Raw genomic sequence first — 26,809 nt, forward strand, 5'->3', positions numbered from 1 at the left:
TGATTATTTAAACAGCTTTACCAGGTGCGCTGGTTTCCCCTCATGGTCAGCATGGGCAAACGCCATAAAAACAAGACATAAATTATAGAACCAGAAAAATCATAGTGGTTTTTTCACTTCATGCCCCTCCACCACCTTGACAAGATCTGCGTGCTGTCGTTCAGTATCACCACTTCGCCAATTCTAGGGGTTACAATCGGGCAATGAAAATTTTCTTCATTGAGGGCTACAATTGTCTCCAAAGGTTCGTCCCAGGGGTGATTTGCCAATTTAAATTTTCCTGAATGAACAGGCATGATGCGCTTTGCATTTAGGTCATTTCCGGCTTGAAGTACCTCATGAGAAAACATATGGAGTTCTTTCCACCCTTCATTGTACTGCCCATTATCCAAAATAGCTAAATCAAAGCCACTAAATTTCTTACCAAGTTCTTTAAAATGGGTGTCATATCCACTGTCGCCGCCGACATACAAGGTGTAATCCTTTGATTGTAACACAAAAGACATCCAAAGGGTGTTGCTACGTTTTAGGCTTCGGCCTGAAAAATGCCGGGATGTGGCCGTATGGAGGGTAAAGTTCTCCCCTATTTTCAATCGCTCGTCCCAATCTTTTTCCACGATTTTAGCCGGATCATAACCCCAATATTCGAAATGTTCGCCAACTCCCAACCCACAAACCACCTGGTGGATCTTTGGCTCCAACTTTAGGATGGTGGAATAATCCAAATGATCATAATGGTCATGGGAAATAAGCAGGTAGTCAATTTCCGGAAAATCCTCAACTGTATAAATATCAGTTCCTGCAAAGGATTGGGTAGAATAAGGGACAGGGGATGCTCTTCCGGAAAATACAGGGTCCACTAAAAACCGAATCCCATTCAACTGAATAAAATAAGAAGAATGACCGAACCATATCAGGATATTTTCATCCTTTGGTACAGCTTTCAGATCAGTTTTTATGCCTGGAACGGTATCCATTGGGCTGGTTCTTGGAAAATTTTTAAAAATAAATTCCAGCGTTATTTTGGTCATGGAATACCCCTCGGAAAGAAAGGGTGTGTGGTACAAATTTTTAAAGCTACCCTCTTTATAATTAGGTGATTGCTTTATCCGTTCCAGCCGCTCTCCCTGAGGGGCTTTGCCAAATTGAGGTTGTTGCAGGAAAAGCAGAGCTGCAGTAGCAAAAATAACGAGGATGGTAAATGAAATCAGCATAAAGCGTCTAAAAACTGGGATGAATTTGGCCATTTAACAAGTAAGTAAGTAGGTACAGTCTCTTTTCAATAATGGGTCTATAAAAGATCAAATATTTTACCTCATTGTCGGAAAGTAATTGTACAAACTCTTTGAAGTCTTTGCTTAGCATCTTAAACAAAGTTATTGTACTGGTCCCTAAAAAATTCAATTCCATCCAACCTTTCCTGGTAGCATTTTTTAGACCAATAGGAATTATCTGAATTTTTAGCGTCAGAAGATTTAACTTTCAAAACTTTATCCATTAGGTAAAGGTACCGACTTTTTCATTTCATTTTTATTTTTCTTACAAGAATTGATTTTTTCTGTTTAGAGAACGATCCGGTGTTCTTACAACTTAGATCAGGAAGCGTACATCCAGCGCACTGTTTCCAAATTCAAGAAAAAAATGTAAACAAAACTTGACTTTTGTAAAGTTTTGTTTACTTTTGTAAAGCAAACTTTACATAAAAATTATGAAGACAATGAAACTGGAACGAAACAAAAGAATAAAAAAATTAGCCATATGGACCTGGACTTGGGTAGCCACCATGGCAATCGCCACTTTTGGACCTGAGTTTATTTGGGACCATCATCCATTTCTGACGCCTTTTGCGATCATCGTTAACTTTGCGAATGGCATCTTAATGATTCTTGCCAACCGGGACCTGTTCAACCATTTTGATGAACTTGAGAAAAAAATCCATCTTGAATCGCTGGGCATCACCCTGGGTTTGGCTGTCATTTTTGGAATGTCCTATTCCCTCCTGGACACCACAAATTTGATCAGTCAAGATGCTCAAATCAGCATCCTGGTCATGTTTATCGGACTAACTTATCTGACCTCAATATTGATAAATAGTCGACGCTATCAATGAAAAATAAAATCAGAGACCTACGAACCGCCAGGAATATGACGCAGGAGGATCTTGCTGAAATTATCGGCGTATCCCGACAAACTATCAATGCGATCGAAAAGGGAAAGTTTGATCCCAGCCTACCCACTGCTTTTAAGATGTCTAAACTGTTTAAACTCCCAATTGAGCAGATGTTTCTGTTTGAAGAATGAATGTCAATGATGTAAAAAAAAGTAAGGGGGTTTCTTTTGCATTTTTTAAACATTTCCAGGATTCTTCAGAATAATACTTCAAAAGCATTCCGGATTGAGTAGGAAACCTAAGCCAGGAATTCCAAAAATTAATCACTGGAAAGTTGCTGGGCAAAAACCCAGTCCAGCAAACCTTCGGTATTTTCAAAGGACTCAGAAATGATATGTCCCTCATCAGCAAACTCAGTATATAAGGGGTTTCCACCAGCTTCATTTAAGGCAGCAATCATCTTTCTGGAACTTTCCACCGGAACAATACGGTCTTGTGCCCCATGGAATGCCCAGATCGGAACATCCTTAATTTTATGGGCAAAATTTGGATTGCCACCCCCACAGATCGGTACTGCAGCAGCGAACATTTTAGGTCTGGTACTTATAAAATGCCAGGTACCATATCCCCCCAGTGATTCACCCATCACGTAGCGTCTGGTTTTATCAATAGAAAACTCGGCCTCCAGTGAAATTATTGCCTCAAAAACCAGCTCATCCACCACTGGAATATTCGGAACAACGCCCCAACTGGATCCGGGAGGGCATTGAGGTACAAAAAGGTAGGCGGGATATTTTTCCCTATTCGAGGGTTTGGCCAGAAACTGGGCTGTCCAGGATCCATCCACCTGGATCAGGTTTTCTGTTCCGGATCCTGCACCTCCATGAAGCGCAATTACTAAAGGATACTTCTTTTGTGGCGCCGGATCTTCAGGCTTCATCAACCGGTACTTCAGGGTATCCCCATTTTCACTGACATAAATTCTTGCATCAAAGGGTTCGGCCAATTTCTGAGCCCTTTGAGGTTGCTGAGCAAACCATTGAACCGTATTAAAAATTTGAGAACCGACCACCAAAACCAAAATCAAGGAAATAGCACCAATAGCCCCAAAAATGACATTAAAGGTATTTTGAAGCTTGGTTTCTTCATTTACAAACTTAAATCTTTTTAATTCAGACGAAAAATTCAACAGGTAAAATACCGGAACCAAAAGCCCTATTTGGGCTGCCCATTCTTGGTATGTTTCCAAATTCGATATGCTGCCCGGGTACTGCAAAGACCAGGTTAAGGTGGTAAAAAGGAAAAGGTCGATTACAAAAATTAAAACCCCTCCCAATTTTAACCAGGGTCGCTCAGCAGCCCGAGAGAGTATAAGTGTTAGCCCATAAATTATCCCCGAACCTGCCAAAATCAAAAATGTCACAGGTAAATAATTTGAGGTTTCCCTTGACCATAACATTTGGAATACAATTAAACCGTAGACAAAAGCAGCCAGGGTAACCAAAGAAAATGACAAAAAGGAATACTGGAATTTCTTATAGTAAAAATACTTCAACAAAATGACGTGATATAAAATTGAAGTACCATTCAAAAGCAGAAACCAGTATATAAAGGATTCAAGACCGTATATTTTTGTTCCGATTTGAAAATAGAAATAGGCCTGAACCAGCCCTGCCAATAGGATAAGACCGCTAAAGAATAGGCTGATTTTGTAAAATGTCTGGTTCATTATTGTTGCTTTAACGGTAAGTTTGGGCTGAGTAAATAAGCTTCCGAGAACAAAATACAAAAAATAAATTGGAATTAGTTGAATTAACGCAAGGATGGCTTCTTGGTGGGCAAAACGCAACCTGCTACCCCATATAATGGCCTGCCGTTTAAAAAGACCATTAAATATGCCCGTCAACGAACAATTTTGTCCGGTTGATGATCCTTCAGCAACAGAAATGGGGGTTTAACCGATTAATCCAGACTTAAATAATGGCATTAATATAGTTGCGATAGTTTATATAGCTCGTATTTCATTGTACCTCATTCAGAAAAATCGATTAATACAAATTATCCTTTAGACCTTAATAATTTTATGCGTTTTTACGGTCTAATCCTTATCACTTAATCCTAATGATCATGACCCACATCGCCATACCTATCCCAACAGCTCCTGGAAAGCAGGATATCAACATTGAGGTGACCATCAATAACCAAAAGCAATCACTACACTATAAAGTTGAATTGTTTTATTGGGATGATTGTCAGAATCCCCGGGGACACCGTGCAGATTGCATCTCTGAAATGCTTTCTCATCAGGATCCCAATTGGATGCTCTATTATATTGGTGCACCTACCGAACAATTTGTACCGATAACCTTTGTAGAAAAAAGAGATTTTAAGATAAAATAGAAAGGTCCCTTGACCTTGTAATTCATTTAGAATATAAGGCGACTAACTTTTCCAAAGTTTGAAACTTTGGAAAAGTTTAACGAAATACGACCTTATCCAGGAATTTAACCATTGCCCACTGGCGGACAAATTTGTTCGGTTTATAGAAAAGGATAACTGCAAAACATGGCTTTTCTGACTCTCAGCAAAGATTTCCGGTGGCACGGTACTGGTAATAAAGGTTTAAGCCGGAGGATAGAAGTTTCATGGCAATAGATTTCCAAGTGAAGGCTCCAGGTGGCTATAAAAAATATTTCTACAAAAAACCCATAGAATTGGACCAATGATTTCGCTAAGGTACTGTGAATGACAATTAAAAATTGCAACCGCTTCAACAATGCTGAAAAACTACATTAAAATCGCCTGGAGAAACCTCCTCAAAAACAAAGGCTACACCTTTATCAACATTTTCGGACTGGGACTGGGAATGGCTTGCTGTTTTCTGATCTTCACTTATGTGCAGGATGAACTGTCTGTGGATACCTATCATGAAAATAGCGATCGGATTTACCGTATTACTCATGGCAAACTTTCTTCCCCCGATCAACCAGAAAATGCCGGGGCAAATCCTTTTTGGGTCTGGCACAATGCTGCCATAGGACCTGCGATCAAAAGCTATTTCCCCGAAATTGAAAAAGTTGTTCAGTTTTCCGGCAGTTCGGATATTTTATTGACCGATGGCGAAAATTCCTATCAGGAAGAGGGTGTGTTTTTTATGGATTCCACCGCTTTTGATATTTTCAGCTGGGAAGTAATCCAAGGTGATCCCAAAACCGCTTTGGTGGCACCTTTCAGCATGGTCATGACAGAGAGTACTGCCAAAAAGTATTTCGGTAATGAGAATCCGATCGGAAAAACCTTGAAGGGCAGTGACTCGCCAGGAAGGTCAAACGCCGGTGATTATACGGTAACGGCGGTAATTGCCGACGTACCCGCCAATTCCCATTTTAGTTTCAACATGCTGCTTTCCCTGAGTACCTTCCGTCAATACTGGCCTGAGGTTTTTGATCGCTGGGGCTATGTGGACTTTTACACCTATTTTCTGGCAAATGATAACTTTGATCTGGCATCATTTGAGCAAAAAATTCCTGATTTTTTGGCTTCCAGGCAAGATGATCCGCTGTATACCATTAAGGTCGAAAAGATGGCAGATTTTTACCTGCGATCCGATGCCGACCGGCAACCCGGAGAAACAGGGAGCTTGTCCAATATTTATGTGTTTTCAGTCATTGGCATTTTCATTTTGGTCATTGCCATGATCAATTTTATGAACCTCTCAACAGCCAGGTCGATGGAGCGGGCAAAAGAGGTAGGCATACGGAAATCCATTGGGGCAGAACGAATGCATTTGATTTTCCAGTTTCTGGGGGAATCCATCATCATCGTTTTTTTCGCCATGCTCGCCTCCCTTGTTTTTATATCGGTGGCAACCCCATTGATGAATGGGCTGACAGGCAAAGAAATTGTGATCTTTAACTACCTCAATTGGCAAAATGCACCTGTTTTGCTGGTCATCTTGCTTGCTATCGGAGTGTTGGCAGGTTCCTATCCGGCCTTTGTGCTTTCAGGTTTCAGGCCCGTTCAGATTTTAAAGGGAATATCGGTGACCAACAGCAGTGGGGTAAACCTCAGGAAGGGGCTGGTGGTCTTTCAGTTCAGTCTCTCCATATTGCTGATAGCTGGGACGATTATCGTTTATTCCCAGATGAACCACCTGCTCAATAAGGATCTGGGTTTTGATAAAGAGCAAATGCTGGTTTTGGACTACAACTATGATGATGCTGTCAATGCAAAGTCTAGTGCCTTGATTGCAGAATTAGAAGCCCATCCGGACATTATTTCAGCAGCTTTCTCGAGAAGCGTTCCGGGCAGCTATTTCCCAAATGCTGGCACGACCATACAACATGCCGATGGAGAAATGACCCAAATTGGTCAGGCCATCTTTCAGGTTGGAATTGATTTTATCAACCATTTTGACATGGAATTGGTTGCAGGCCGAAGCTATTCAAGGGATTTTCCTTCGGACTCAACCTCCGCACTGGTGGTCAATGAAGCCGCAGCCAGGCAATATGGCTATGCGAATCCAGCAGACATCGTTGGTAAGAAATTTGAGCAATGGGGAAGATCAGGTGAAGTGATCGGGGTAGTTAAGGATTTTAATTTCATTTCCTTACACCGAAATATTGAGCCTTTGACCCTGCCTTTTGAAGCCAGAGCAAGCAGGTATTTATCGATCAAACTAAAACCAGAAAATCTAGGACAAACCGTTGCGGAAGTGGAAAGGATTTGGGGTAGGCTTGCGCCCCACCGGCCATTTATATATAGTTTTCTGGAGGAAGATTTTGACAAGCAATACCATGCAGATATCAGGTTCAGAAAAATATTTTCAGCATTCTCTGTGCTGGCCATATTGATTGCCTGTATGGGACTATTCGGGTTGGCAACATATACAGCTGAAATCCGGACCAAGGAAATCGGGATCAGAAAAGTACTGGGAGCGGAAGTTTCGAGTATCGTGACTTTGCTGTCCAGGGATTTTATCAAACTTGTACTGGTGGCTATTGTGATTGCGACACCGGTTACCTGGTATGTAATGAATGAGTGGTTGGAAGGATTTGCCTATAGCGTCGAAATAGCCTGGTGGATCTATCCCCTGGCCGGGATGGTCGCGATCATAGTAGCCATGGCGACCGTAAGCACACAAGCGGTTCGTGCAGCCATGCTCAATCCGGTTAAATCGCTGAAAAGCGATTAAAGGTAATCAAATTAAATTCAAATGAAGCTACCAATTAATTTAGTCTACCTCCACGGTTCAGGCCACTAATACGGAATACTTCTGGTTGTTGATGTGGAAACGGATTAGTCAAAGACTACTTTGCAACTGATCTAAATGATACGGCCCGGGCTACCGGGGCATCACATTAAATCGACTACTTAGAAACCATTGAATCCAAAATCCGCCTTTGAAGGGGGATTTACTTGAATTGTTATTTCCGTGCCTATTTTAAGGAGGATACTACCCGACAAAAAAAAATCATCTAAAATCGAATTCGGTACCGTTAATCTAATGTGTCTTTGGAGCTATCTCGGTTTACAATAATTCTATGGCTATCTTAGCCTTTTCTGTCTTGAGTTATTTCAAAAATCATACTAGTCATAAGGCCTTGACTTGACCCTGTGTAAAGAATAGCTACATTTGGTCTATGGAAATCCCGGTTGTTTATATTGGCTTTGCTCAAGCTACTTTTATAGCCATAATGATGTTTTGGAAAAAACCCTTGAAGATCGCTGATGTCATCCTTGCTGTCTTTATGGTTTGTATAGCCTGGATGTTTGCCTTGAATATAGCCCAGGAAGTTAAGGGGGTAACCCAGCAAACCTGGTATTATTCAATTCCAATCTCCCTTACCTATCCGGCATTTCTTTACTTGTACTCCAAATATGTCTCGGTAGATTTTGGGCGGTTTCAAAGGAAAGATTATTTTCATTCAATCCCTTTTTTTGCTTCTTTTGTCCTAATTTTTTTATTTAAAAATCCTGATATCGAAAGCTTTTATTTTGATCTGGAGTATTACGGCCAGCTCAACTGGTTAAGAAACAGCTTAGGATCGATATTTATCCTTCTGCTTTGGATCTATGGGATTCTGGCTATTCGAAATATTAGGCACTATAGGAAACAACGGTCTGATCTTTACTCTTTCAAGTCAGACCTGAACAGCTTAAATTGGCTTTTGGTCTTTGTTATTTCCTTTATGGTGGTGCAAAATTTCATTATTTTAGCCACTACCCTATTTGAAACTGGGTATATCCAATTTGATATCAAGCCTCTGGTAAATGTATCTTTATTGGTATTCGTTTATATTGCGGGTTTTTGGGGTTTCAGGCAAAATCAGCTGTCTTCAGCGCTTAATTCGGAAAAGGAATTTTTGCACCGGCGTGAAAATAAAGCGGGTATCCTTTCCTCAGAGAAGTACCAAAAATCAGGCTTGAAGAATGAGCAAGCCAATGCCTATTTAATTCAATTGACCCGGTTTATGGAAGAAACGCTGGCATGGAAAGACAATGAACTATCCATTGCCAAAATATCGGAACAAACCCGGATTCCAAAACACTATATCACCCAGGTACTGAACGAGCATTTGGGGAAAAACTTTTATTCTTTTGTCAATGAATACCGCATAGCTGAAGCTAAAGAAATGATTGCCTCACCTAAATACCAGGCCTGGTCTTTTGTGGCGATTGCTTATGAATGTGGCTTTAATTCCAAAACAGCATTCAATAATTTTTTCAAAAAAATTACCGGTTTGACTCCTTCTGAATATAGAAATACCGCTAGCAATTAACCGCTATACTCCTCCTTCTAATATTTAATCATCTGATGAATTCGAGCCTGTCTGAGGTAGCAAGTCCAGACAGGCATAAGGTACCCTATCAACACAATAGGATGCTTATCAAGGCGAGATTCTCCAGAAGGTCAGGAACAGGCCATCTGACCTTTGAAAATCAAAACATGAACAGATGACAAAAAAACCCATATTTTTTAGCGATAAACAAGAGTCCTGTAATTACCTGATTTACAGCAGCCCATTTTAAACGAACGTCTTGCCCCGGGCAGGTGGACGACAACTTGCCCCGGGCGAAGAAAAGTGAACACCATTTCGTTTTCATTTTGGTAGCTTTGAAAAGCATGTAATGCCAATCATCTCAAAATTCTTTGAAATTGAGATGAAAGTGTAAAAAATAGACTCCATTTTAATTATAGAAAAGAAAATTATGACTCGTAAATCCTGGCAACTTCTTCTCGCACTTTTAGCAATACCGGCATTTGCCCAGCAAAATCCTGAACCTCCAAGGCTGGAAATATCCGATTTTCATTTTATTACCGAAGTTGATGAAAGGTTCCAGTCCTTCAATATAGAAATGTGTGAAGTGGTGGGCGGTGATTTCTGGGTGCCTTATGGACTATTGGATCCTGAGAAAGTAAAGAAAGAAGGTTTTGCCGCGTTAAAACACAGCATCTCACCGATTGATCTTTATGATCAGAAATTAAGAACACTGACAAGGGGATTGGGATCAGCGTACATCAGGATAAGCGGCACCTGGGCCAATACCACCTATTTTCAAGATAACGACGAACCAAAAATGACGCAGGCCCCTGAGGGTTTTGAAACCGTCCTAACCAGAAAGGAATGGAAGGGCGTAATTGATTTTGTCAATGAAATGGATGCGAAACTGGTTACCTCTTTTGCCATCAGTGAGGGCATAAGAGACCGCAATGGCCATTGGACTCCTGATCAGGTTCAGGCATTGCTTAACTACACTGAATCTATCGGTGGAGAAATTACCGCTGCTGAAATGTTCAATGAGCCCTCCCATGCAAGTCATGGTGGAGCCCCTGAGGGGTACACCGCAGCTGATTATGCACAGGATTTTGAGGTGTTCAAAAAATTCATCGACAAGGCTGCCCCTGATATAAAGATTCTGGGCCCGGGGTCGACGGGTGAAGGTGGCATACTTCCTATAGATGCCTATATGGCCACTGATCAAATTCTTTCTGCAAAACCACAGCCTGAATTTGATATCTTTTCCTACCATTTTTATGGCGGGGTTTCCCGGCGATGTCAGGGAGGATTAACACCCGAAGGTGCGCTTTCCGAGGAATGGCTAAGCAAAACAGAACTGGGATTAAAGTATTATGAGGAGGCCCGGGACAAATTCTTACCAGATGCCCCTATTTGGCTTACGGAAACTGCTGAGGCAGCCTGTGGGGGAAATCCCTGGGCAGTCACCTATTTGGATTCATTCCGTTATCTCGAGCAACTGGGCAGACTGGCCAAAGAGGGTGTGAAGGTGGTCATGCACAATACCCTGGCCAGAAGTGAATATGCTTTGCTGGATAGCGAAACATTAGATCCACGCCCCAATTACTGGTCAGCATTGATGTGGAACAAACTGATGGGAACAAAAGTATATGAAGCAGATTTCTCCCATGATGAGCTGGATATCTTCGTGCACAACCTTAAAGGTTTTTCTGATGGCTATGGGGTATTGATCGTAAACCCTAAGGACATGGAATCTTCATTTTCCTTGCCAGTCGACGCAGAAAAATTCCTGCTTACCGCAGATTCTTTACAAAGCAAAACCGTACGCCTGAATGGAACGGTATTGGAATTGACGAGTGATCACGCGCTCCCTGCTATAGGTGGGCAAATGATTGCTGCCGGTGAAATCCAGGTTCCTGCGCATGGCATTATGTTTCTGGCTATTAAGAAATAAATGAGGGACAATCATATTTCTGAGAAGCAAGCCCAAAAGTTGCGGGACAAAAGACAATAATATTAAATGAATTCGAATTAAGATCGTCAATATAAACCAATTGAATCGTCACTGCGAACCCTTTGTCGTGGGTATAGGAGCTGGGAAAGGATGTGGCGGTCTCATTTGGCTAGAGATTCCCGCGGCTTTCACCGCTCAAAACCCTATCTAAGCCTCGGAATGACGGTTTTTTAAATAAATTCAGTAGAATTCAGATTTACTAAATGAACGTAGCTAATAAAACATCGTTGTCACGGTGCGGGAACTGCCAGAGGAAGTGAATTAGTTCTTCAGTTGCTAGGCAAGATGAAGAAGTACTGTCACGAATCTGGGGCGTTACAAGAGAACCTAATATTTCAAAACAACAATGCAATGAAGAAAAAAATATTATTCTATAGTTTGATCTGTATGGTATGGGCGCATGGTCAGGAATTACTAGCCCAAACATCTAAATATAATCCGAAGAATGATCCAATGTTTTCCAAGCCCTATATAGACTTGGAAGAGTGGCGGGAATCCCCTGTCAGGCACCTCTACATTCATGGCGGGTTTGAAGGGACTGAGACAAGATTTTCCTTTTATTTTCCAGAAAAAGAAGCATATGAGGGGCATTTTTTCCATTACATCACCCCTGTACCCGATAGTGAAACCCTATCTCAGGGACAAACAGGTGAAGAGGATAAGATAGGTTTTTCAATATCAAATGGTGCATATTTTGTAGAGACGAATGGTGGCGGTCCGTGGAACCCGGCTGTTCGGTCGGATACCAATGACCCCACCATAGGAGCCTATAAAGCGAATGCCGCAGCTGCCAATTATTCAAAGGAGCTGGCAAAAAGACTTTTTGGAGATCACCAGGTGTTTGGCTATGCCTTTGGAGGAAGCGGAGGTGCATTCCGGACTATTGGCGGAATAGAAAATACGGTAGGCGTCTGGGATGGGGCAGTTCCTTATGTAGTCGGCTCACCCATGGCCATTCCAAACGTATTTACCGTCCGAATGCATGCCATGCGAATACTTCAGCATAAACTTCACCAGATAGCCGATGCAGTTGAGCCTGGAGGCGGAGATATGTACAGAGGGCTAAATGAGGAAGAGAAAGCAGCCCTGCAGGAGGTGACAAAAATGGGATTCCCGCCGAAGGCATGGTATGCACATAAGGATATGGGGATTCATGGGTTTGCCGTCCTATATCAGGGTATGGTAGCGGCTGATCCAGGATATTTCGAGAAATTCTGGACTACGCCCGGATACCTGGGTTACGATCATCCGGAATCTTTTGACGGTGACCGAATTCAGCAGGAAAGTACCGTTTCCAAAATCATCACCCGTGGTGAGGCGATTAGGATGGAGCTGAATGTGGAACCTCTCGCAGGCCAGGCACGTGGCACGGCCGATGCTGCGTTCCAAAGTCTAAGCGAAAAGCAAATTAATGAGCCTGTGGCCTTTCAGTTAGCTGATGAGTTGGCTCAAGTACAATTTTTGGGAGGAGATTTGCTGATCAAAAGCGGAAGTGCAGAGGACGGAAAAGTGATGTTGAAGGCTATCGACGGAGACATCGTTTATCTTGGTGTGGCAGATCCTTCTGAGACCGCTAAAATAGAAGTTGGGGATAAAGTCCTGGTAGACAATTCAAATTTTCTGGCCGCTCAAACCTATCACAGACATCAGGTTCCAGGCGAAGAATACCCTGTATACGATCAGTTCAGAGATGAGAAAGGTGAGCCTATCTATCCTCAACGCGCATTTCTTTTAGGGCCCATATTTACCAGAGGAGCTTCAGGTGCAGTCCAAACAGGCATATTCGAAGGAAAAATGATTTTGCTGGAGTCTTTGTGGGACAGTGAGGCGTATCCATGGCAGGCTGATTGGTACCGAGACCGGGTGATTGAAAATCTGGGGGAAAAAACCGGAGATCATTTCAGGGTGTGGTTTACCGACCATGCCAGCCATGCGGACCGGACATCAGCCGGAGATCCCAATCATATTGTGAGCTACTTAGGTGTACTTCAGCAAGCATTACTGGATCTTAGCGATTGGGTGGAAAAAGGCGTTGAACCGGCACCTAGTACAAATTATGAGGTAGTAGATGGACAAGTAATGGTCCCCGCAACTGCTGGGGAAAGAAAGGGCATCCAGCCTGTCATTACACTTGAAGCCAATGGGGCATCAAAGTTGATTGTAAATGCAGGTGAATCTGTAAAGTTCGCTGCGCAAATTGAATTGCCTGAAGGCAGCGGGACAATTGTAGCACTTGAATGGGACTTTAAAGGCAATGGTGAATTTGTAAAAGCAGCAACCACCATTTCAGAAAGTAGCCTCTTCGAAATTGAAGCTGAGCACAAGTACCCCGAACCTGGCACTTACTTCGTGGCTTTGCGGGCAACTTCCCAAAGAAAGGGAGATACCAACACCCCATTCACCAGAATCAAAAATCTAGGTCGTGTCAGGGTGGTTGTGCAATAGTAACCTTTTTAATTTTTCCAGGATTCCAACCCGTTTTCTATGGTTTTTGAAATTCAATATTAGAGATTCTGTATTTGAAATAAAAGCCGGAGGATTTAGCGGAGATGGTCTCAAACCATCTGCACAGCAGTGCCTGATCCGGCGGAACGTCATAAACGTAAAACAATATTTGTTGAAAGGTCAATGGGTGCATTATTTTCATAAATTGCTTGTGCATTGTAGCATTCCATTCCCTTAAGTCCGCGCAAAAAAATCCCGGTGAAATATTAAAATAGTGAATGATCAAATATAACGATATAATTCGCTGGTGAAGGAATATTCTTTCTATTTTTAAAACAATACTTACTTGTCGGTTAAGGAGAAAACAGGCTTTCTAAAATTTCATATGTTTATAATTGTTTTTTAGCGGCCATAACTTGCCTCGATTTATCGGGGTGGAATCTCGCATGCTTTATAATCATCCCTGTGTGTGAAGATCTCGTCATGCCTGCCTGCGGTAGGCAGGCTCGATTTCATCTCTTAAACCAGCCTTTTTTAATCCTTTTTTGATCGATCCCGACCATTTCTGTCCGGTTTTTAAAATTTAAAAAGTCAATAAATACGTTTTTACCCTGTTTTAAAGGGATTTCAATGGCATGATACTGGTAATTACTATTTCCTAGATAATTTGATGCTATTTCAGATAATCTGATTCATATTTTGGCCCTTTCCAACCCAATCAAAATCATTATGTGGAAAAATAATATCAAAATTGCGATAAGAAATCTCCGGAATCACAAAGTCCTTACTTTAGTCAATGTATCGGGAATGACAGTGGCCCTATTGGTATGCCTATTAATAGGTTTGTATATCCAAGATGAATTGTCTTATGATCGCCATGTCAGAGACAAAGACAGGATCTACCGAGTTGCCCTGAAAACTTCGGAGGCAAGGTGGGCCGGCTCACCTGGTCCTTTAGCAGAAGGCCTGAAAAATGAATTTGAGGAAGTGGAAACTTCCACGAGGATAATGAAATTTCCCGGTATAAAGGATATGTTACTGAAGGTGGAAGTCAATGGCGAAAAAAAACAGTTTTATGAAACAAATGGGTATTACATTGATTCCACCTTTTTTAAGGTTTTTGAATACCGTTTTCTGGATGGAAATCCTGATGTTGCACTGGCTGCTCCAAATTCAATCATTTTGTCAGCCACACTTGCCAAAAAGCTTTTCGGAAATGAAGATCCGATCAACAAGCCATTGATGGTTGGTTTGCCTTTTGGGGAATTTGAATACAGCATTACAGGTGTATTTGATGACAGCGGTATCAAATCGCATATTAATGCCAATTATTACTTATCCATGGATAACAATGATGTAGGCCATGCGATCAAAACCATGACCAACTGGGCTTCCAACAATATCTTTTTTACCTATATAAAACTTACTCCAAATGCAGTTCCATCAATTTTTGAAAGTAAATTAAATCCTTTTTTTGAACGCCATGGTGGAGAGGACCTCAAGGCGATGGGCAGTTATAGTAAATCTTTGATCCTGCAACCCTTTCAGGAAATCTACCTCCAATCCAATATGGAATATGAACTTGGTGTTACAGGAAATTTGACCAACCTTTATGTATTCGGTTCGGTGGCGGTTTTTATTCTTCTGATCGCCTGTATCAATTTTATGAACCTCGCAACTGCCCGTTCTGAAAAACGGTCCAAAGAAGTGGGCATCCGAAAATTGCTCGGAGCAGACCGAAAGGCATTGATATTCCAATTTTTGGGTGAATCCACCTTTATTTCTCTATTAGGCTTTACGATTGCATTGATTGCGGCATTAACTTTAATGCCCTTTTTCAACCAACTGACAGGAAAAGAACTCTTACTTTATCAGAATTATTTCCCGATAAGTTTCCTTTTTTTGGTGGCGATGGTAGCGGGCCTTTTGGCAGGTATTTATCCGGCATTTTTCCTTTCCGGCTTTACTCCGGTAATGGTACTAAAAGGAAGGTTCAGAGGTCAGGTGGCAGGATTTTCGCTGAGGAAGGTACTCGTGGTATTGCAATTTGCGGTATCCGCCTGTTTGATTTTGATGGTCATCGTTTTTAGTCAGCAACTGTCTTATGTTCAAAAGACGGACCTTGGTTTTAACAAAGAACAACAGCTGATCATTCCGCTTCAAAGTGAATTTACAGCTGGAAAATATGAGGTTTTGAAATCAGGCCTTTTGCAGCATCCTGGTGTAAAATCCGTAACGGTAGCCAGCTCTTATCCCGGAATTGAGAACATTGAAAGCATGCTTTATTATGCTGAAGGCAAGTCAGTAGATGAGGCGGTAAACATCACCAATGCAGTGGTAGGAGATGATTTTTTAGAAACCTTCGGATTTAGATTATTGGAAGGCAAGGCCTTTACCCAAGCACTCACTGCGGAAAATCCGGTGATGGTGCTCAATGAATCTGCGGTTCGGGCTTTGGGGTTTTCAACCGGGGAAGCTGTTGGAAGAAAAGTGCATTACGAATGGAGGGGAGAACTGAACACCTATGAAATCATCGGAGTGGTCAAAGATTTTCACTTCAGAAGCCTCCACAGGAAAATCGAACCTTTTGGGTTTATCAGAGGAAATAGAGGCGGGCACCTGATAGCAAACTTCAAAGGTGGGGATGTCAATGAAATACTGACTTTTGCTGCTTCAATATGGAAAAGCAGTGAAATCACAGATCCCTTTATGTATTCCTTCTTGGATCAGGATTTTCAGCGCAATTATGAAAAAGAAGAACGGTCTGCCTTTATAATGCTATCTAGTGCTGTTTTGGCGATATTTATAGCCTGTCTGGGATTATTTGGATTAGCAAGTTTCATGACGGAGCAGCGGACTAAAGAAATAGGAATCCGTAAAACAATGGGTGCGACGGTCTGGACTATTGTAAGGTTACTTTCGCAGGATTTTGGCATGACGGTTTTCTTTGCGGTTTTGATTTCCATTCCATTCAGTTTATACCTGGCCAATCGCTGGCTGTCAGATTTTGCTTTCAAAATTGACCTCCATTGGGGATATTTTGCACTGGCAGGATTGGTTGCGATGATGATAGCCATGCTGACCGTGAGTTACCAGTCGATCAAAACCGCCCTGATGAATCCTGTGGACAGCTTGAGAAGCGAATAGCTATTCAGCAAGTTCAAATAGTCCGGAAAAAAAATATGAATAGGGAAAAGCTGTCTTTTATGATTCCATTATAGCAGCGCTTATGACTAAGATTTAATTTTCATGCCATTCCTTATTTTAAGGCGTCAACACTGCCACCTTCATCTTTTAAAAATTGCAAAACAGCCTATAAATTACTCATGTCTAACCTGGAACTGGCCATACGACTGGCCACATTACCACTGATAATCACATATTTAATTTTATTATCCGGTGCTACGCAATCCCGTATATCCGGCATGCTGCCATCCATGTTTCTGGTAAAAAAGTATTGTAAACTAAATATATTTAGGCGATAGGTACTATTGTAATTAAATAGGTTAATAAAATTTAATTTGATAGTTGGTTAAAGTAAAAAAAATAAAACAAAATCTTGGATTTTATTTTAAACTATTCTTAACTTTCAAATATTTTTTAACCAATTCTTTAATATGAAAAATATTAGTTCTCTTTTTTTGCTTGGATTAATTTCAATCCAATGTCTTGCTTTTCAGGCCAATGTGAGTAGGTCACCTGCTCCAGATTGGCTGGATCCATTCCCAATTTCAAAGCCTGCAATCGAAGAAAACTGGTCTTACTATTACCTGGATTTCGAAAGACAAATCCACCTGCCAAAACAAACCACCTTTCACCATTACCGGTACCAGGTACTCACGGCAGATGGAATACAGGAAATGTCGGATATTTCTATTGAATTTGATCCCAGCTTTCAAAAATTGATTTTCCACAAAATAGGTATTGAACGGGACAACAAATTTCTGAATCAATTAAACCTGGATAAAGTCACTACAGCCAGCACTGAATCTACAGTGGAAAGGCATCTCTATGATGGGAGCATGACTGCTTTGCTACATTTGGACGGGGTACAAAAAGGGGATATCATAGTCCTTAGTTATTCGATCAAAGGCTTCAATCCTGTCCATCAGGGTCACTTCTCAACCAATTTATACCATGGTTTTACCATTCCGGTAAATCATTTTAATTACAGGGTTTATGCGGGAAACAATCAGGTTGTTTACCACAATGATGTCAACATTGAAATGGAACCATCTATCCGGGAAGAGACCAGTGGCAAGGTTTATACCTGGACCAGCAGTCCTGAAAAACCTATTGAATTGGACAATAACCTTCCTGTATGGACCCTGGATCTGCCGATGACGGCCATTTCCACCCAGAAAAATTGGCGGGAAGTGGTGCAATGGGCCATGCCCCTCTATCGCTTTGATCCAAATCAACTAACCAGCCCCATACAGGAAAATTTGGAAACAAGAGAAAAAGCTTTGGCTTTGATCAGATGGGTGCAGGACGAAATCAGGTACCTTGGTCTGGAATCTGGTATTGGTGCCTACAAACCCAACCCCCCACCAAAAGTTTACCGCCAGAAATTTGGCGACTGTAAGGATAAATCTTTTTTGTTGGTGGCTTTGCTAAAAAAGGAAGGGATTGACGCTTTTCCCTTATTAGTGAACACAACATACAGACACAACCTGAATAAAATAATTCCCTCAAACAGCGCATTTGATCATTGTGTGGTATCTCTGACTGTAGACAACAAAAATTATTTTGTTGACCCTACCATGGCCAATCAGGGAGGGGACCTGGACCATAGTTATTTCCCCGATTATGGGTATGGCTTGCTGATCAAAGATGATGTCTCGGAATTGATACCCCTTCCAAAACCAAAAAAACCTGAAATAGACATACAGGAGAAAATCTACGTAGACAGTATTGGAGGGCAAGCCATGATGGAGATCAAAACGATCTACAAAGGAGCTAAAGCCGATAATATTCGTTCTGAATTTGAAAATAATCCACTCTCCAGCATACAAAAAGAATACCTTAATTTTTACAACAACCTGTACCCTGGAATCATTGAAACTCAAGAAATGCAGTTTTATGATGAACAGCGGAACGGCAGCAATGAAATTCTGGTGAAAGAAAATTATAAAATCGGGCAATTTTGGCTTCAGGATGAGGATAACACCTTGATTTATTCCCGGATTTATCCACTGGTGCTGGAATCCATGATCAACTATCCCGGGGCTACAGCCAGGAAAAGTCCCTATGCTTTGGGCTACCCTTTCACATTCAAACAGGAAACCCAAATCATGCTGCCCGAGCCCTGGACTGTTAAAGATACCGAGGTTAGGATCACAGAACCGACTTACGATTACAGCAACCAAATCAAAGGTTTTGGAGAACGCATATCGGTAAAATACAGCTACGATTTAAAACAAGATTTTCTGGAAGGAGAGCTGGTACCGGAATTTCTTTCGGATCATGAAAAGATCAGAAATGACCTCATGTTCACCCTGACCTACAATCCGGGATTGATTGCCGATGAAAAAAGTGGCCTGGCCCTATTTGTTTTCTTTACGGTCTTGATAACGACCATCTTTTTCGGAATAAAAATATACCGGCATTATGATCCCAAACCCTGGATATACGCCGAAAACAAAGGTATCGGAGGTTGGCTTATCCTACCGGCCATAGGTTTGACCATCACTCCGTTCCGGATCACTTACGACTTTACTACTGTAGGATATCTGAATAAAGCACTTTGGTCAAATGCAGCCGCCATGAACCTGACCGAAGCTGTTGCATTTGAATTGGTATATAATACCTGTTTTCTGGTTTTTTCTATTTTGCTGATTGTCCTGTTTTACTCAAGAAGAACCAGTATACCAAGGTTAATGACCATCTTCTATGCAACTAACCTGGTCGCTATCCTGACTGAAACAGCACTGACCTATGAGTCACTCAACCTGGACTACCAACTGCTGGTTCAGGCTACGGTGGCAGCGATTATCTGGATTCCCTATTTCAATATTTCCGAAACAGTTAAGTCCACCTTTTGCAAAACCAGAAAAACGATTGAACCTGAACCCAATTCCTTTCCGATATCAATTCATCCCACCCTCCAGCAAAATGGTAACCTGCCATAAATACTATTCTTTTCCGATTTCTTCAAAACAATCGATTATGCTTTTGATGCCAATTAGTATAACCCCTTTATTTTCTTCGTTCATCGCCAACAATACGGGTTGTGAATTAAATCTGTAAAATATTCCTGTTAACAATGCTTTGGATTGTGTATTTTCTAAATCGCTCGTTATAGCAAACTCTTTATCAGTGGATTCAGAATTCTCAAGATATTTAAAAAAATATAGATTCCTTTTCTCTAAATTCTCAAATTGTTTTTGGGTTAACTTAATCTTTTTACCATTTTTCTTGTCCTTAAAGTATTCCCAAATGATAAAATACATTTTCATTATTTCTTCAAATTCTGGTTGCTTCAAGTCAGGCTGATAACCTAAAATCAGGGACAAAAGGAAGGGTTGATAATTAGATAATTCACCTAAAATCCAATCAACAGATTTCTGATCAATTTTGTCAACCCTATTTAAAATTTGACCGATTTTTTCAATTTCTTTGAAGTCTCTTTTTGAGAAATCCATATTAATTCATTTTTAAAGCTTTTTATAGCATTTAGCTCCAGCTGAAGACAAATTTCTGGATTTTCGACAGAGAAATAGGCAGGAAACACTAAAATGAACCCTATAACCAATTGAGTTACCAGCTTGGTCTTGGCACCGTTACCAGGTTCTCAGACCATTGGCAAATAAAATTAGAAAGCTGTTTAATCAGACTGATAATCAAACTTGTAAATTTTACCATCAAATCCACTGATCAAAAGTTCATTTTCCTGATCCAGCCCAAAAGCGGCTACAGGGAAAGGAGCTTGCATCAATTCTTTATTGATCGGGTCGCTTAGGTCGGAAAATTCCAGTGACCATATCCTTCCGGATATAAAGTCAGCGTAAACATATTGTCCCTGTAATTCAGGTATGGCAGCTCCTCTGTATACATATCCGCCTGTGACAGAGGCATCTCCCTCACTGTGGTCATATGCCCAGATTGGAAGTTCCAGCCCTTCCTGCTCACAGCCTGACTCCGGATCAAAGCATTCAAAGCCCTCCATGGTATTCCATCCATAATTCCCTCCATTCTCTATAAGAGAGATTTCCTCAAAGCGGTTTTGTCCGACATCAGCCGCCCATAAGCGGTTGCTTTCAGTATCAAAACTAAACTTCCACACATTTCTCAAACCATAGGCATAAATCTCCTCCCGAAAGCCCTCCTCATTGCCAACAAAAGGATTGTCGGCCGGAATGCCATAATTCTTTCCGGAAGATGATGCATCGATATCAATCCTCAATATAGATCCAAGAAGGGTGGCGCGGTTTTGCCCATTTCCCTGCGGATCACCTCCTGATCCTCCATCTCCAACTGAAACATACAAATAGCCATCCGGACCAAAAGCAATTTTCCCCCCATTATGATTGGTATAGGGCTGATCAATTTCCAAAAGCACCATTTCGCTTTGCGGGTCAGCCTGATCGGGATCCGATTCTGATACCTGAAACCTGGAAATCACCGTTCTCGCCGGATTGGAAGCGGTGTAATTGACATAAAAAAATCCATTGCTGGCATAATCGGGATGAAAGGCAAGTCCCAATAAACCCTCTTCATTTCCAGTATCGTTGACCTGATTCACCAAGTTCAGGAAGGTTGATTTTTCTCCTGTTTCTTGTTGGTTGGGGAATACGGTAACTACCCCGTGCTGCTCCACTACAAACAGGCGGTCAGACCCATCCCCGGGGTGCTGGATATCCAGTGGCCGGTTAAAACTGAGGTTTGGAAAAGCCTCCACCAATTGCAGGGCCCTATCTTCTGTGGGGTCAGGAACGGGATCTTCCTGAACGCAGGCATTGAAAACAAACAGGCTAATCAAAATGCAGGTGGCTACGAAAAAACTTTTCATGGACAGTGATCTATTTTTGATTTATTCCAATAAAGATGCAAAGAATATGCCACGACCACATAAGCCTGAAAGTAAGTCATTTTTCTGTTCTGGAAAGTTGCAGGGGAAAAATGGATTTCAGGTAAACAGCTTGATTATGTTAATTTTAGCTTAAATACCATATGGAATAAAAAATGCAATGAATCAATCCCCATACAAAAGCTATAGATTAGTCATCCCAGACCACTGCCACTTTTCCCCTGGTCCGCATGGCTTCAATAAAGCTGATGGCTTCCGGCAATTGCTTGTGAGCAAAGGCCTTATCAATGTGCACTTTAATTTTTCCCTTTTCGATCAAAGTGGCCAAAACCTCCAGGTCCTTCGTATTGGCTTCAGCTGTGAATTGTGCCAGGGGGAATTTGCTAATGGCATTTTTTGAAAGCAGCGCAAGCATATTACCAAGGGTGGTGAATCCCACAATCACCCCCCGATGACCCATGCGCTGAAAATCCTGATGTGTAAGGTTGCCATGGTTATCTATGACCAGGTCATATTTTGCACTGTGTTGATGGATATTTTCTTTGTCGTAGGGGATCAGGTGATCTGCCCCCATGGCTTTTACAAAATCAAGGTTTCTGTTGGAACAAACAGCAGTTACCCTGGCACCATAGGCTTTGGCAATCTGAACTGTGAAATGACCCACCCCTCCCGAAGCACCGTTAATCAATACCGATTCTCCCTTTTTTATTTTTCCGTGAGTAAGGAGTGCCTGCAGGGCCGTTAACCCCGCTATAGGTACGCAGGCCATTTCTGCAAAAGCCGCACCTGCCGGCATGTGGGCACAAACGCTTGCCGATGAGCAAATATATTCGGCAAAAGCACCTCCTTTAAGATTTTCCCCAAACACCTTGTCTCCCACCATAAATTCACTGACCTTATCCCCTACTTTCTCCACAATTCCTGCAAAATCAGCTCCCGGTATTCTATCCTTTGGCTTGAACAAGCCGAAAGCAAATCGGGCAAAAAACGGTTTCCCTCTGAGAATATGCCAATCTGCTGGATTGACTGAATTGGCCAATACTTTTACAAGGATCTCCCCCTCTTTTATAATGGGCATTTCTACCTCTTCTAGCTGAAGGACTTCAGGCCCTCCATATTTGGTTTTTGTAAAGGCTTTCATTTTCAGTAGTTTGGGTTTTTATTTTATATTGACGGTATAAAAAATTCGCATGTTTATTACCCTGGAAGGGTTACGGCAATTTACACAAAACATCCATTGATATTACGGCTTTGGTAGAGATACTCCGGAATTCTTTTTAATTTAATTCCATTGTATATTTAGTACAAACAGCTATATCTTTAAAAAAATCACTTACCCTATCGAATGTACGGACAGAAGTGGCCGAATAAATCATATTATTGAATGTGGCTAGAAAAACGATTCAATTTTGACGGTATATGTAAGCATAATCAATAAACCAACCAAGAAAAACACAAAAAAGCATCCTTAATTAATTTTCACCTGCTTTTTTCGCTCTTAAACAAGCCCCGGTCGGGGCCAATATCATTAGCCCGTATTTTTAGCCCCAGGCAGCGGATAGCATCATTATAATTGTTTTAGAAGAATGATAAATCGTGAAAACGAACCCGAAAACCAAAACCATGTAAACCCAGGTTAACTTCTCCAAAATAAATAGGGAATAAAAAACTTGCCTTAAACCCTCAACCCAATTGAAATAAAAAAGCCGGCTTCCTGATGGGGAAACCGGCTTTGCTTAATTTTACAAAAAGGCCAAAACCTTAATCCTATTTATTTCATGGCCATGGTCTCGTCTTCCTGGTAAAATACCCTCCATATTTTTCCGCTTACCGAGTCAGAAATCAACACTGTACCATCCGGAGCCTGTGCCAGACCCGTGGGCCTGTGCTTGGCATCGCTCGGGGCCTCAATGGTTTCCACTCCGGCAAAACCTTCTGCAAAAGCCTCGTGGGTCCCAGTGGGCGCACCATTTTCAAATGGTACTGCTGCCACAAAATATCCCTTCTGCTCCAGAGGCGCCCGGTTCCAGGACCCGTGAAAGGCTACCAGGGCTGTTCCCTTGTAACTTTCCGGTAAATGATCTCCTGTATAAAATAACAGGTCATTGGGGGCCCAATGGGCAGGGAATGTCATGACAGGATCTTCGGTGCCTTCGCAGCGCTCGGCCTGCTCCCTGTCACCACCGTATTCCGGAGCCGTCAACCTTTTGTCCTGAGAGGGATCATAATAGCAATACGGCCAGCCAAAATCGGCCCCGTCACTTAAGCGGAACATTTCTTCCGCTGGCTGCTCGGCACTTTCCTCTTCGCTATACATTTCAGGGAAGAGACCGTGTAACATGTCGCGTCCATGCTGAACCACATATACGTGGCCATCTGCCGAATTATAGTCCAGTGCCACGGCATTTCGTATGCCTGTAGAGAACCGGTAACCATGTTCCAGCTGCGTTTGTCCCGTTTGCTCGGCATCAAAGCGCCAAATGCCGCCGTGTCTTTCTAATAGCGGACAAGGATCCATTGCGGGAGAGCCTTTGGTACGGTCTTGCTCCTGGCAAGCATTGGAAGGTGCGCCGACATTCACATACATGTGGCCCTGCTCGTCAAAGGTAAAGGGCTTCACCGCATGGGACGTTTGTACGGGCAGACCCGACACAATCGTGTCGGGTGCAGTAGCGTTATCCGGAATCAGGTTGTCTCCCGAAAACGTAAAACGGAACACCGTACTGTCGTTTGATGCGTATAGGTTACCTTTGTAAAAGGCCATGCCGGTACCGCCAAAATCACCAAAGTATTGGATGTCGTCTGCCCGGCCATCGCCGTCGGTGTCTCTCAGGGCAACTATTCCCCCTTCTTCGGTGGCTTCGCGCAGATTCATGTAAATATCGCCATTTTCATTCACGGCCAGGTGACGGCCCCTTCCCAGGTCCTCTGCTACTACGTAGGCCTGTAGTCCGGCACCAAGGTTCAAGCCACCCTGGTCTTCATCAGCCGTGAAGTAAGGGGATGGGGTTTCCGATTGTTCGGTTGGACTGCCGCAGGCAGCCATTACCAGCACCGCCATCAAGCAGGTGTACAAGCTTTGGGAATAATTCATGGTTTTTATTGGTTTTCGGTTTAGAATAAGCTTAAATATACAGCTAATACCCCTTAACCACAAATATTATTCCTTTTCCTGGTCTATTTCGGGTCTGACCGAACATTACTAGCTGACAATAAAGGAAATTACAGGATAATAAAAACGGGAGACTTTGAACAGGTGCATCCTGTCAGGATTAATTCGCCAACAAGCAAACAACTTGTTCCAAAACCAACTTTTTTCTTCAGGTTTTAGATTGGTAAGGTAAAAAACGGACCAGATTGGGTGCTATTCGCCAAAAACTTCAATTTGGATGCCATAAATTTTTAAACCTTTGACAATTGTCTTATATTTAAAGACAAACGTCTATACTATGATTTCCGAAGAACAAAAGAACGATTCATCTGATTCAACGAGTATTGCCAGTGAATTGCGGGATTTACTTTCAAAAGTGGTCGATGTCAAGCCGGAAACTCTAGCTGAAGAGTTGACCTATTCAGAATTTTTTGAAAATAAAATGCTAATCATTCGTGTAATCAGGCAGGGTTTACCTTATACATTATTTAGTAAAATTAAGGATATCACCCCTTTTACCGAAGAGGATTGGGCGGAATATTTGAACGTATCTAAAAAAACCTTACACAGACACAGCAATGAGAGGGATTATTTTTTTAAACCGATACATACAGAGAAAATTATTGAATTAGCTGAAGTTACCCATTTGGGAAATGAAGTGTTTGATACGCCAAAACAATTTTATCTTTGGCTAAACACACCCTCCTACGCATTAGGCAATTTAAAACCAGCTGAATTACTGAAGGATTCGTATGGGAAAGAGATGGTATTGGCAGAATTGAATCGAATTGACCAGGGAATCTTTGCCTAATGCGTGTTTTTAGACTTTCGAAAAAGAAATATGCAAAAACCTTAAGTGGCAAAGGAGCTTCAAAATCAGGAAACAGATGGAATTCAAAAGGAACTGAAATGATTTATACTGCCGAAAGCAGGGCTCTGGCCATGGCTGAAGTGGCCGTGCATGTAACATTGGCTACTTTGCCGAGTGACTATACAATGATTGAAATCGAAATTCCAGATACCCTAAAAATAAAGGAAATTAGCATAAAGGACCTTCCTGATAATTGGAATCACCATCCACCCAATCGCAGCACACAAAAAATTGGAGATGAATTTATTGATTCTGACGAATGCCTATTAAAAGTCCCTTCTGCGGTAGTACAGGGAGATTTCAATATTTTAATTAACCCTTATCATAAGGAATTTGGAAAAATTAAAATAATCAGCGTAGTAGCCTTTCCCTTTGATAAAAGGATATTTGAATAAAAGCTAAAAACGGCTTTCGTTTTCAACAATAATGAGTTCTTGATTTCCGTCAGTACTTTTTTTTTCAAAAGCGTTAAGGTATTCGGCTGGTAATGGAACCTGAAAATTTTCTCTAGTTCTTCCAACCTCATCATCAGCAATCATTTCCACAATTATTGAAATATCATTTTTTGTCGCTTTTCTAAAGTTCATTATTGGTTCTGTTTTTTTTGCTTGGTAAAAGGCAAATCTGTGGCTCGGGCGGTAAAAATGTTTGATTCCAAAAACTCCACTGAGGACATAGCAGAAGTGAAATTATTCGAAATCCTGACACTGCCTGAACTTTTATTTTCACGGGAACCGCCCGCTGACGCCAGGCTAAGGTAATGCTGGGTGATCTTCAATCTGTCGGATTTTATCGAGTTCACTTTGTTTTGAAATATTCTCTTCTTCCAGATCGAAATCATCCTGGAGCCCTAACCAGAACTTAGCTGAGATCCCGAAAAATTTTGAGAGCCTCAAAGCAGTGTCGGCCGTTATCCGACGTTTTCCTTTAAGGATTTCGCTTACTCTGGTCTGGGGGATAAATGTTTCTTTGGAAAGCCGGTAAGCAGTTATTTCAAGCGGGGTTAAAAATTCTTCCTTTAGTATTTCCCCTGGATGTATGTTTTTTAATCTATCCATTTCTTAAACTTTATTAATGATAGGCTACAATTTGTACTTTAAAAGCGGTGTCATTTTCCCATTTGAAGATGATTCTCCATTGTTTATTGATTCTTATGCTATAATTGCCTTCCAATTTTCCACTTAACTTTTCTAAGTGATTTGCTGGTGGTATACGTAAATCATTGATGATTTGGGCATTGTTAATCATCCTTAATTTCCTTCTTGCAACATTTGGGATTTCTCCGGGTAGCTTTCTGGATGGCATGCCATTCCAGATTTTTTCGGTTTCCTTGTCTCCAAAAGAATTTATCACTAGTTATTCTGTTTCACGTTACTAACGCTAAAGATAAGTAAAAGTTTCGGGTTTGAAAAATTTACAATGCAGCAT

Annotated in this window: 20 protein-coding genes; 11 read left to right on the plus strand and 9 right to left on the minus strand. The window is 41.6% G+C overall.

Going from position 1 to position 26,809, the window contains the following annotated elements; all coding sequences use genetic code 11:
- Nucleotides 1–113: 113 nt before the first annotated feature.
- The gene (locus G9Q97_RS05640; RefSeq protein WP_166143993.1) at nt 114–1,247 is read right to left on the minus strand and encodes an MBL fold metallo-hydrolase; all 1,134 of its coding nucleotides are present in this window, start codon (nt 1,245–1,247) and stop codon (nt 114–116) included.
- A 461-nt stretch (nt 1,248–1,708) separates the two neighbouring features.
- Between G9Q97_RS05640 and G9Q97_RS05645 the strand changes: the two genes are divergently transcribed.
- Both G9Q97_RS05645 and G9Q97_RS05650 read left to right on the plus strand, forming a co-directional pair.
- Nucleotides 1,709–2,110, plus strand: coding sequence for a hypothetical protein (locus G9Q97_RS05645; protein ID WP_166143995.1), 402 nt, complete (start codon nt 1,709–1,711; stop codon nt 2,108–2,110).
- Nucleotides 2,107–2,301, plus strand: a complete 195-nt coding sequence (locus G9Q97_RS05650; protein WP_166143997.1) for a helix-turn-helix transcriptional regulator — start codon at nt 2,107–2,109, stop codon at nt 2,299–2,301. The genes G9Q97_RS05645 and G9Q97_RS05650 overlap by 4 nt, the downstream gene beginning before the upstream one ends.
- A gap of 128 nt (nt 2,302–2,429) precedes the next feature.
- On the opposite strand, the gene G9Q97_RS05655 is transcribed toward G9Q97_RS05650, so the two are convergent.
- Nucleotides 2,430–3,839: a carboxylesterase family protein gene (locus G9Q97_RS05655; protein ID WP_166143999.1), complete on the minus strand. Its 1,410-nt coding sequence runs from the start codon at nt 3,837–3,839 to the stop codon at nt 2,430–2,432.
- Between the two features lie 398 nt (nt 3,840–4,237).
- Here G9Q97_RS05655 and G9Q97_RS05660 point away from each other — a divergent pair, with 398 nt between their 5' ends.
- The 7 genes from G9Q97_RS05660 to G9Q97_RS05690 all read left to right on the plus strand — a co-directional run bounded on the left by G9Q97_RS05660 (nt 4,238) and on the right by G9Q97_RS05690 (nt 19,461).
- Nucleotides 4,238–4,510: a hypothetical protein gene (locus tag G9Q97_RS05660; RefSeq protein WP_166144001.1), complete on the plus strand. Its 273-nt coding sequence runs from the start codon at nt 4,238–4,240 to the stop codon at nt 4,508–4,510.
- A 376-nt stretch (nt 4,511–4,886) separates the two neighbouring features.
- Nucleotides 4,887–7,304 (plus strand): ABC transporter permease, encoded by a 2,418-nt coding sequence (locus tag G9Q97_RS05665; protein ID WP_166144003.1) that lies wholly within the window; start codon nt 4,887–4,889, stop codon nt 7,302–7,304.
- Nucleotides 7,305–7,752: 448 nt separating this feature from the next.
- The gene (locus tag G9Q97_RS05670) at nt 7,753–8,892 is read left to right on the plus strand and encodes a helix-turn-helix domain-containing protein (protein WP_166144005.1); all 1,140 of its coding nucleotides are present in this window, start codon (nt 7,753–7,755) and stop codon (nt 8,890–8,892) included.
- A 430-nt stretch (nt 8,893–9,322) separates the two neighbouring features.
- The gene (locus tag G9Q97_RS05675) at nt 9,323–10,825 is read left to right on the plus strand and encodes a glycoside hydrolase family protein (protein WP_166144007.1); all 1,503 of its coding nucleotides are present in this window, start codon (nt 9,323–9,325) and stop codon (nt 10,823–10,825) included.
- Nucleotides 10,826–11,236: 411 nt separating this feature from the next.
- On the plus strand, nt 11,237–13,330 hold the full coding sequence (locus G9Q97_RS05680) for a PKD domain-containing protein (protein ID WP_166144009.1): 2,094 nt from the start codon (nt 11,237–11,239) through the stop codon (nt 13,328–13,330).
- Between the two features lie 729 nt (nt 13,331–14,059).
- Nucleotides 14,060–16,477: an ABC transporter permease gene (locus G9Q97_RS05685; RefSeq protein ID WP_166144011.1), complete on the plus strand. Its 2,418-nt coding sequence runs from the start codon at nt 14,060–14,062 to the stop codon at nt 16,475–16,477.
- Nucleotides 16,478–16,947: 470 nt separating this feature from the next.
- On the plus strand, nt 16,948–19,461 hold the full coding sequence (locus tag G9Q97_RS05690) for a DUF3857 domain-containing protein (protein ID WP_166144013.1): 2,514 nt from the start codon (nt 16,948–16,950) through the stop codon (nt 19,459–19,461).
- Nucleotides 19,462–19,464: 3 nt separating this feature from the next.
- On the opposite strand, the gene G9Q97_RS05695 is transcribed toward G9Q97_RS05690, so the two are convergent.
- From G9Q97_RS05695 to G9Q97_RS05710, 4 genes are all read right to left on the minus strand, one after another.
- Nucleotides 19,465–19,974 carry a hypothetical protein gene (locus tag G9Q97_RS05695; RefSeq protein WP_166144015.1) on the minus strand — a complete coding sequence of 170 codons (510 nt, stop codon included), beginning with the start codon at nt 19,972–19,974 and terminating at the stop codon, nt 19,465–19,467.
- A 182-nt stretch (nt 19,975–20,156) separates the two neighbouring features.
- Nucleotides 20,157–21,341 (minus strand): PQQ-dependent sugar dehydrogenase, encoded by a 1,185-nt coding sequence (locus G9Q97_RS05700; protein ID WP_166144017.1) that lies wholly within the window; start codon nt 21,339–21,341, stop codon nt 20,157–20,159.
- A 208-nt stretch (nt 21,342–21,549) separates the two neighbouring features.
- On the minus strand, nt 21,550–22,500 hold the full coding sequence (locus tag G9Q97_RS05705; RefSeq protein WP_166144019.1) for an NAD(P)-dependent alcohol dehydrogenase: 951 nt from the start codon (nt 22,498–22,500) through the stop codon (nt 21,550–21,552).
- A 630-nt stretch (nt 22,501–23,130) separates the two neighbouring features.
- Nucleotides 23,131–24,453: a PQQ-dependent sugar dehydrogenase gene (locus G9Q97_RS05710; RefSeq protein ID WP_166144021.1), complete on the minus strand. Its 1,323-nt coding sequence runs from the start codon at nt 24,451–24,453 to the stop codon at nt 23,131–23,133.
- 355 nt (nt 24,454–24,808) lie between these two features.
- Here G9Q97_RS05710 and parS point away from each other — a divergent pair, with 355 nt between their 5' ends.
- On the plus strand, nt 24,809–25,321 hold the full coding sequence (gene parS, locus G9Q97_RS05715) for a type II RES/Xre toxin-antitoxin system antitoxin (protein WP_166144023.1): 513 nt from the start codon (nt 24,809–24,811) through the stop codon (nt 25,319–25,321).
- Entirely contained in the window at nt 25,321–25,776 is a 456-nt protein-coding gene (locus G9Q97_RS05720; protein WP_166144025.1) for an RES family NAD+ phosphorylase, read from the plus strand. Before parS ends, G9Q97_RS05720 begins: the two co-directional genes overlap by 1 nt.
- 3 nt (nt 25,777–25,779) lie before the next feature.
- Here the strand turns inward: G9Q97_RS05720 and G9Q97_RS05725 are convergent, their stop codons facing one another.
- The 3 genes from G9Q97_RS05725 to G9Q97_RS05735 all read right to left on the minus strand — a co-directional run bounded on the left by G9Q97_RS05725 (nt 25,780) and on the right by G9Q97_RS05735 (nt 26,734).
- Complete coding sequence (locus G9Q97_RS05725) at nt 25,780–25,968, minus strand: hypothetical protein (protein WP_187357711.1); 189 nt, start codon at nt 25,966–25,968, stop codon at nt 25,780–25,782.
- A 165-nt stretch (nt 25,969–26,133) separates the two neighbouring features.
- Nucleotides 26,134–26,439 carry a HigA family addiction module antitoxin gene (locus G9Q97_RS05730; RefSeq protein WP_166144027.1) on the minus strand — a complete coding sequence of 102 codons (306 nt, stop codon included), beginning with the start codon at nt 26,437–26,439 and terminating at the stop codon, nt 26,134–26,136.
- Between the two features lie 13 nt (nt 26,440–26,452).
- Nucleotides 26,453–26,734 (minus strand): type II toxin-antitoxin system RelE/ParE family toxin, encoded by a 282-nt coding sequence (locus G9Q97_RS05735; protein ID WP_166144029.1) that lies wholly within the window; start codon nt 26,732–26,734, stop codon nt 26,453–26,455.
- Between the last annotated feature and the right edge of the window lie 75 nt (nt 26,735–26,809).

The organism is Cyclobacterium plantarum, from assembly GCF_011290685.1.
GTDB classification, from domain to species: domain Bacteria; phylum Bacteroidota; class Bacteroidia; order Cytophagales; family Cyclobacteriaceae; genus Cyclobacterium; species Cyclobacterium plantarum.

Excerpts from the sequence above, each read along its gene's own strand:
- G9Q97_RS05680 (WP_166144009.1), top strand. The coding sequence starts at position 11,237 with ATGAAGAAAAAAATATTATTCTATAGTTTGATCTGTATGGTATGGGCG.
- G9Q97_RS05645 (WP_166143995.1), top strand. The coding sequence starts at position 1,709 with ATGAAGACAATGAAACTGGAACGAAACAAAAGAATAAAAAAATTAGCC.
- G9Q97_RS05705 (WP_166144019.1), bottom strand. The coding sequence starts at position 22,500 with ATGAAAGCCTTTACAAAAACCAAATATGGAGGGCCTGAAGTCCTTCAG.
- parS (WP_166144023.1), top strand. The coding sequence starts at position 24,809 with ATGATTTCCGAAGAACAAAAGAACGATTCATCTGATTCAACGAGTATT.
- G9Q97_RS05710 (WP_166144021.1), bottom strand. The coding sequence starts at position 24,453 with ATGAATTATTCCCAAAGCTTGTACACCTGCTTGATGGCGGTGCTGGTA.
- G9Q97_RS05730 (WP_166144027.1), bottom strand. The coding sequence starts at position 26,439 with ATGGATAGATTAAAAAACATACATCCAGGGGAAATACTAAAGGAAGAA.
- G9Q97_RS05685 (WP_166144011.1), top strand. The coding sequence starts at position 14,060 with ATGTGGAAAAATAATATCAAAATTGCGATAAGAAATCTCCGGAATCAC.
- G9Q97_RS05720 (WP_166144025.1), top strand. The coding sequence starts at position 25,321 with ATGCGTGTTTTTAGACTTTCGAAAAAGAAATATGCAAAAACCTTAAGT.
- G9Q97_RS05675 (WP_166144007.1), top strand. The coding sequence starts at position 9,323 with ATGACTCGTAAATCCTGGCAACTTCTTCTCGCACTTTTAGCAATACCG.
- G9Q97_RS05655 (WP_166143999.1), bottom strand. The coding sequence starts at position 3,839 with ATGAACCAGACATTTTACAAAATCAGCCTATTCTTTAGCGGTCTTATC.
- G9Q97_RS05660 (WP_166144001.1), top strand. The coding sequence starts at position 4,238 with ATGACCCACATCGCCATACCTATCCCAACAGCTCCTGGAAAGCAGGAT.
- G9Q97_RS05665 (WP_166144003.1), top strand. The coding sequence starts at position 4,887 with ATGCTGAAAAACTACATTAAAATCGCCTGGAGAAACCTCCTCAAAAAC.
- G9Q97_RS05670 (WP_166144005.1), top strand. The coding sequence starts at position 7,753 with ATGGAAATCCCGGTTGTTTATATTGGCTTTGCTCAAGCTACTTTTATA.
- G9Q97_RS05690 (WP_166144013.1), top strand. The coding sequence starts at position 16,948 with ATGAAAAATATTAGTTCTCTTTTTTTGCTTGGATTAATTTCAATCCAA.
- G9Q97_RS05650 (WP_166143997.1), top strand. The coding sequence starts at position 2,107 with ATGAAAAATAAAATCAGAGACCTACGAACCGCCAGGAATATGACGCAG.
- G9Q97_RS05700 (WP_166144017.1), bottom strand. The coding sequence starts at position 21,341 with ATGAAAAGTTTTTTCGTAGCCACCTGCATTTTGATTAGCCTGTTTGTT.
- G9Q97_RS05725 (WP_187357711.1), bottom strand. The coding sequence starts at position 25,968 with ATGAACTTTAGAAAAGCGACAAAAAATGATATTTCAATAATTGTGGAA.
- G9Q97_RS05640 (WP_166143993.1), bottom strand. The coding sequence starts at position 1,247 with ATGGCCAAATTCATCCCAGTTTTTAGACGCTTTATGCTGATTTCATTT.
- G9Q97_RS05695 (WP_166144015.1), bottom strand. The coding sequence starts at position 19,974 with ATGGATTTCTCAAAAAGAGACTTCAAAGAAATTGAAAAAATCGGTCAA.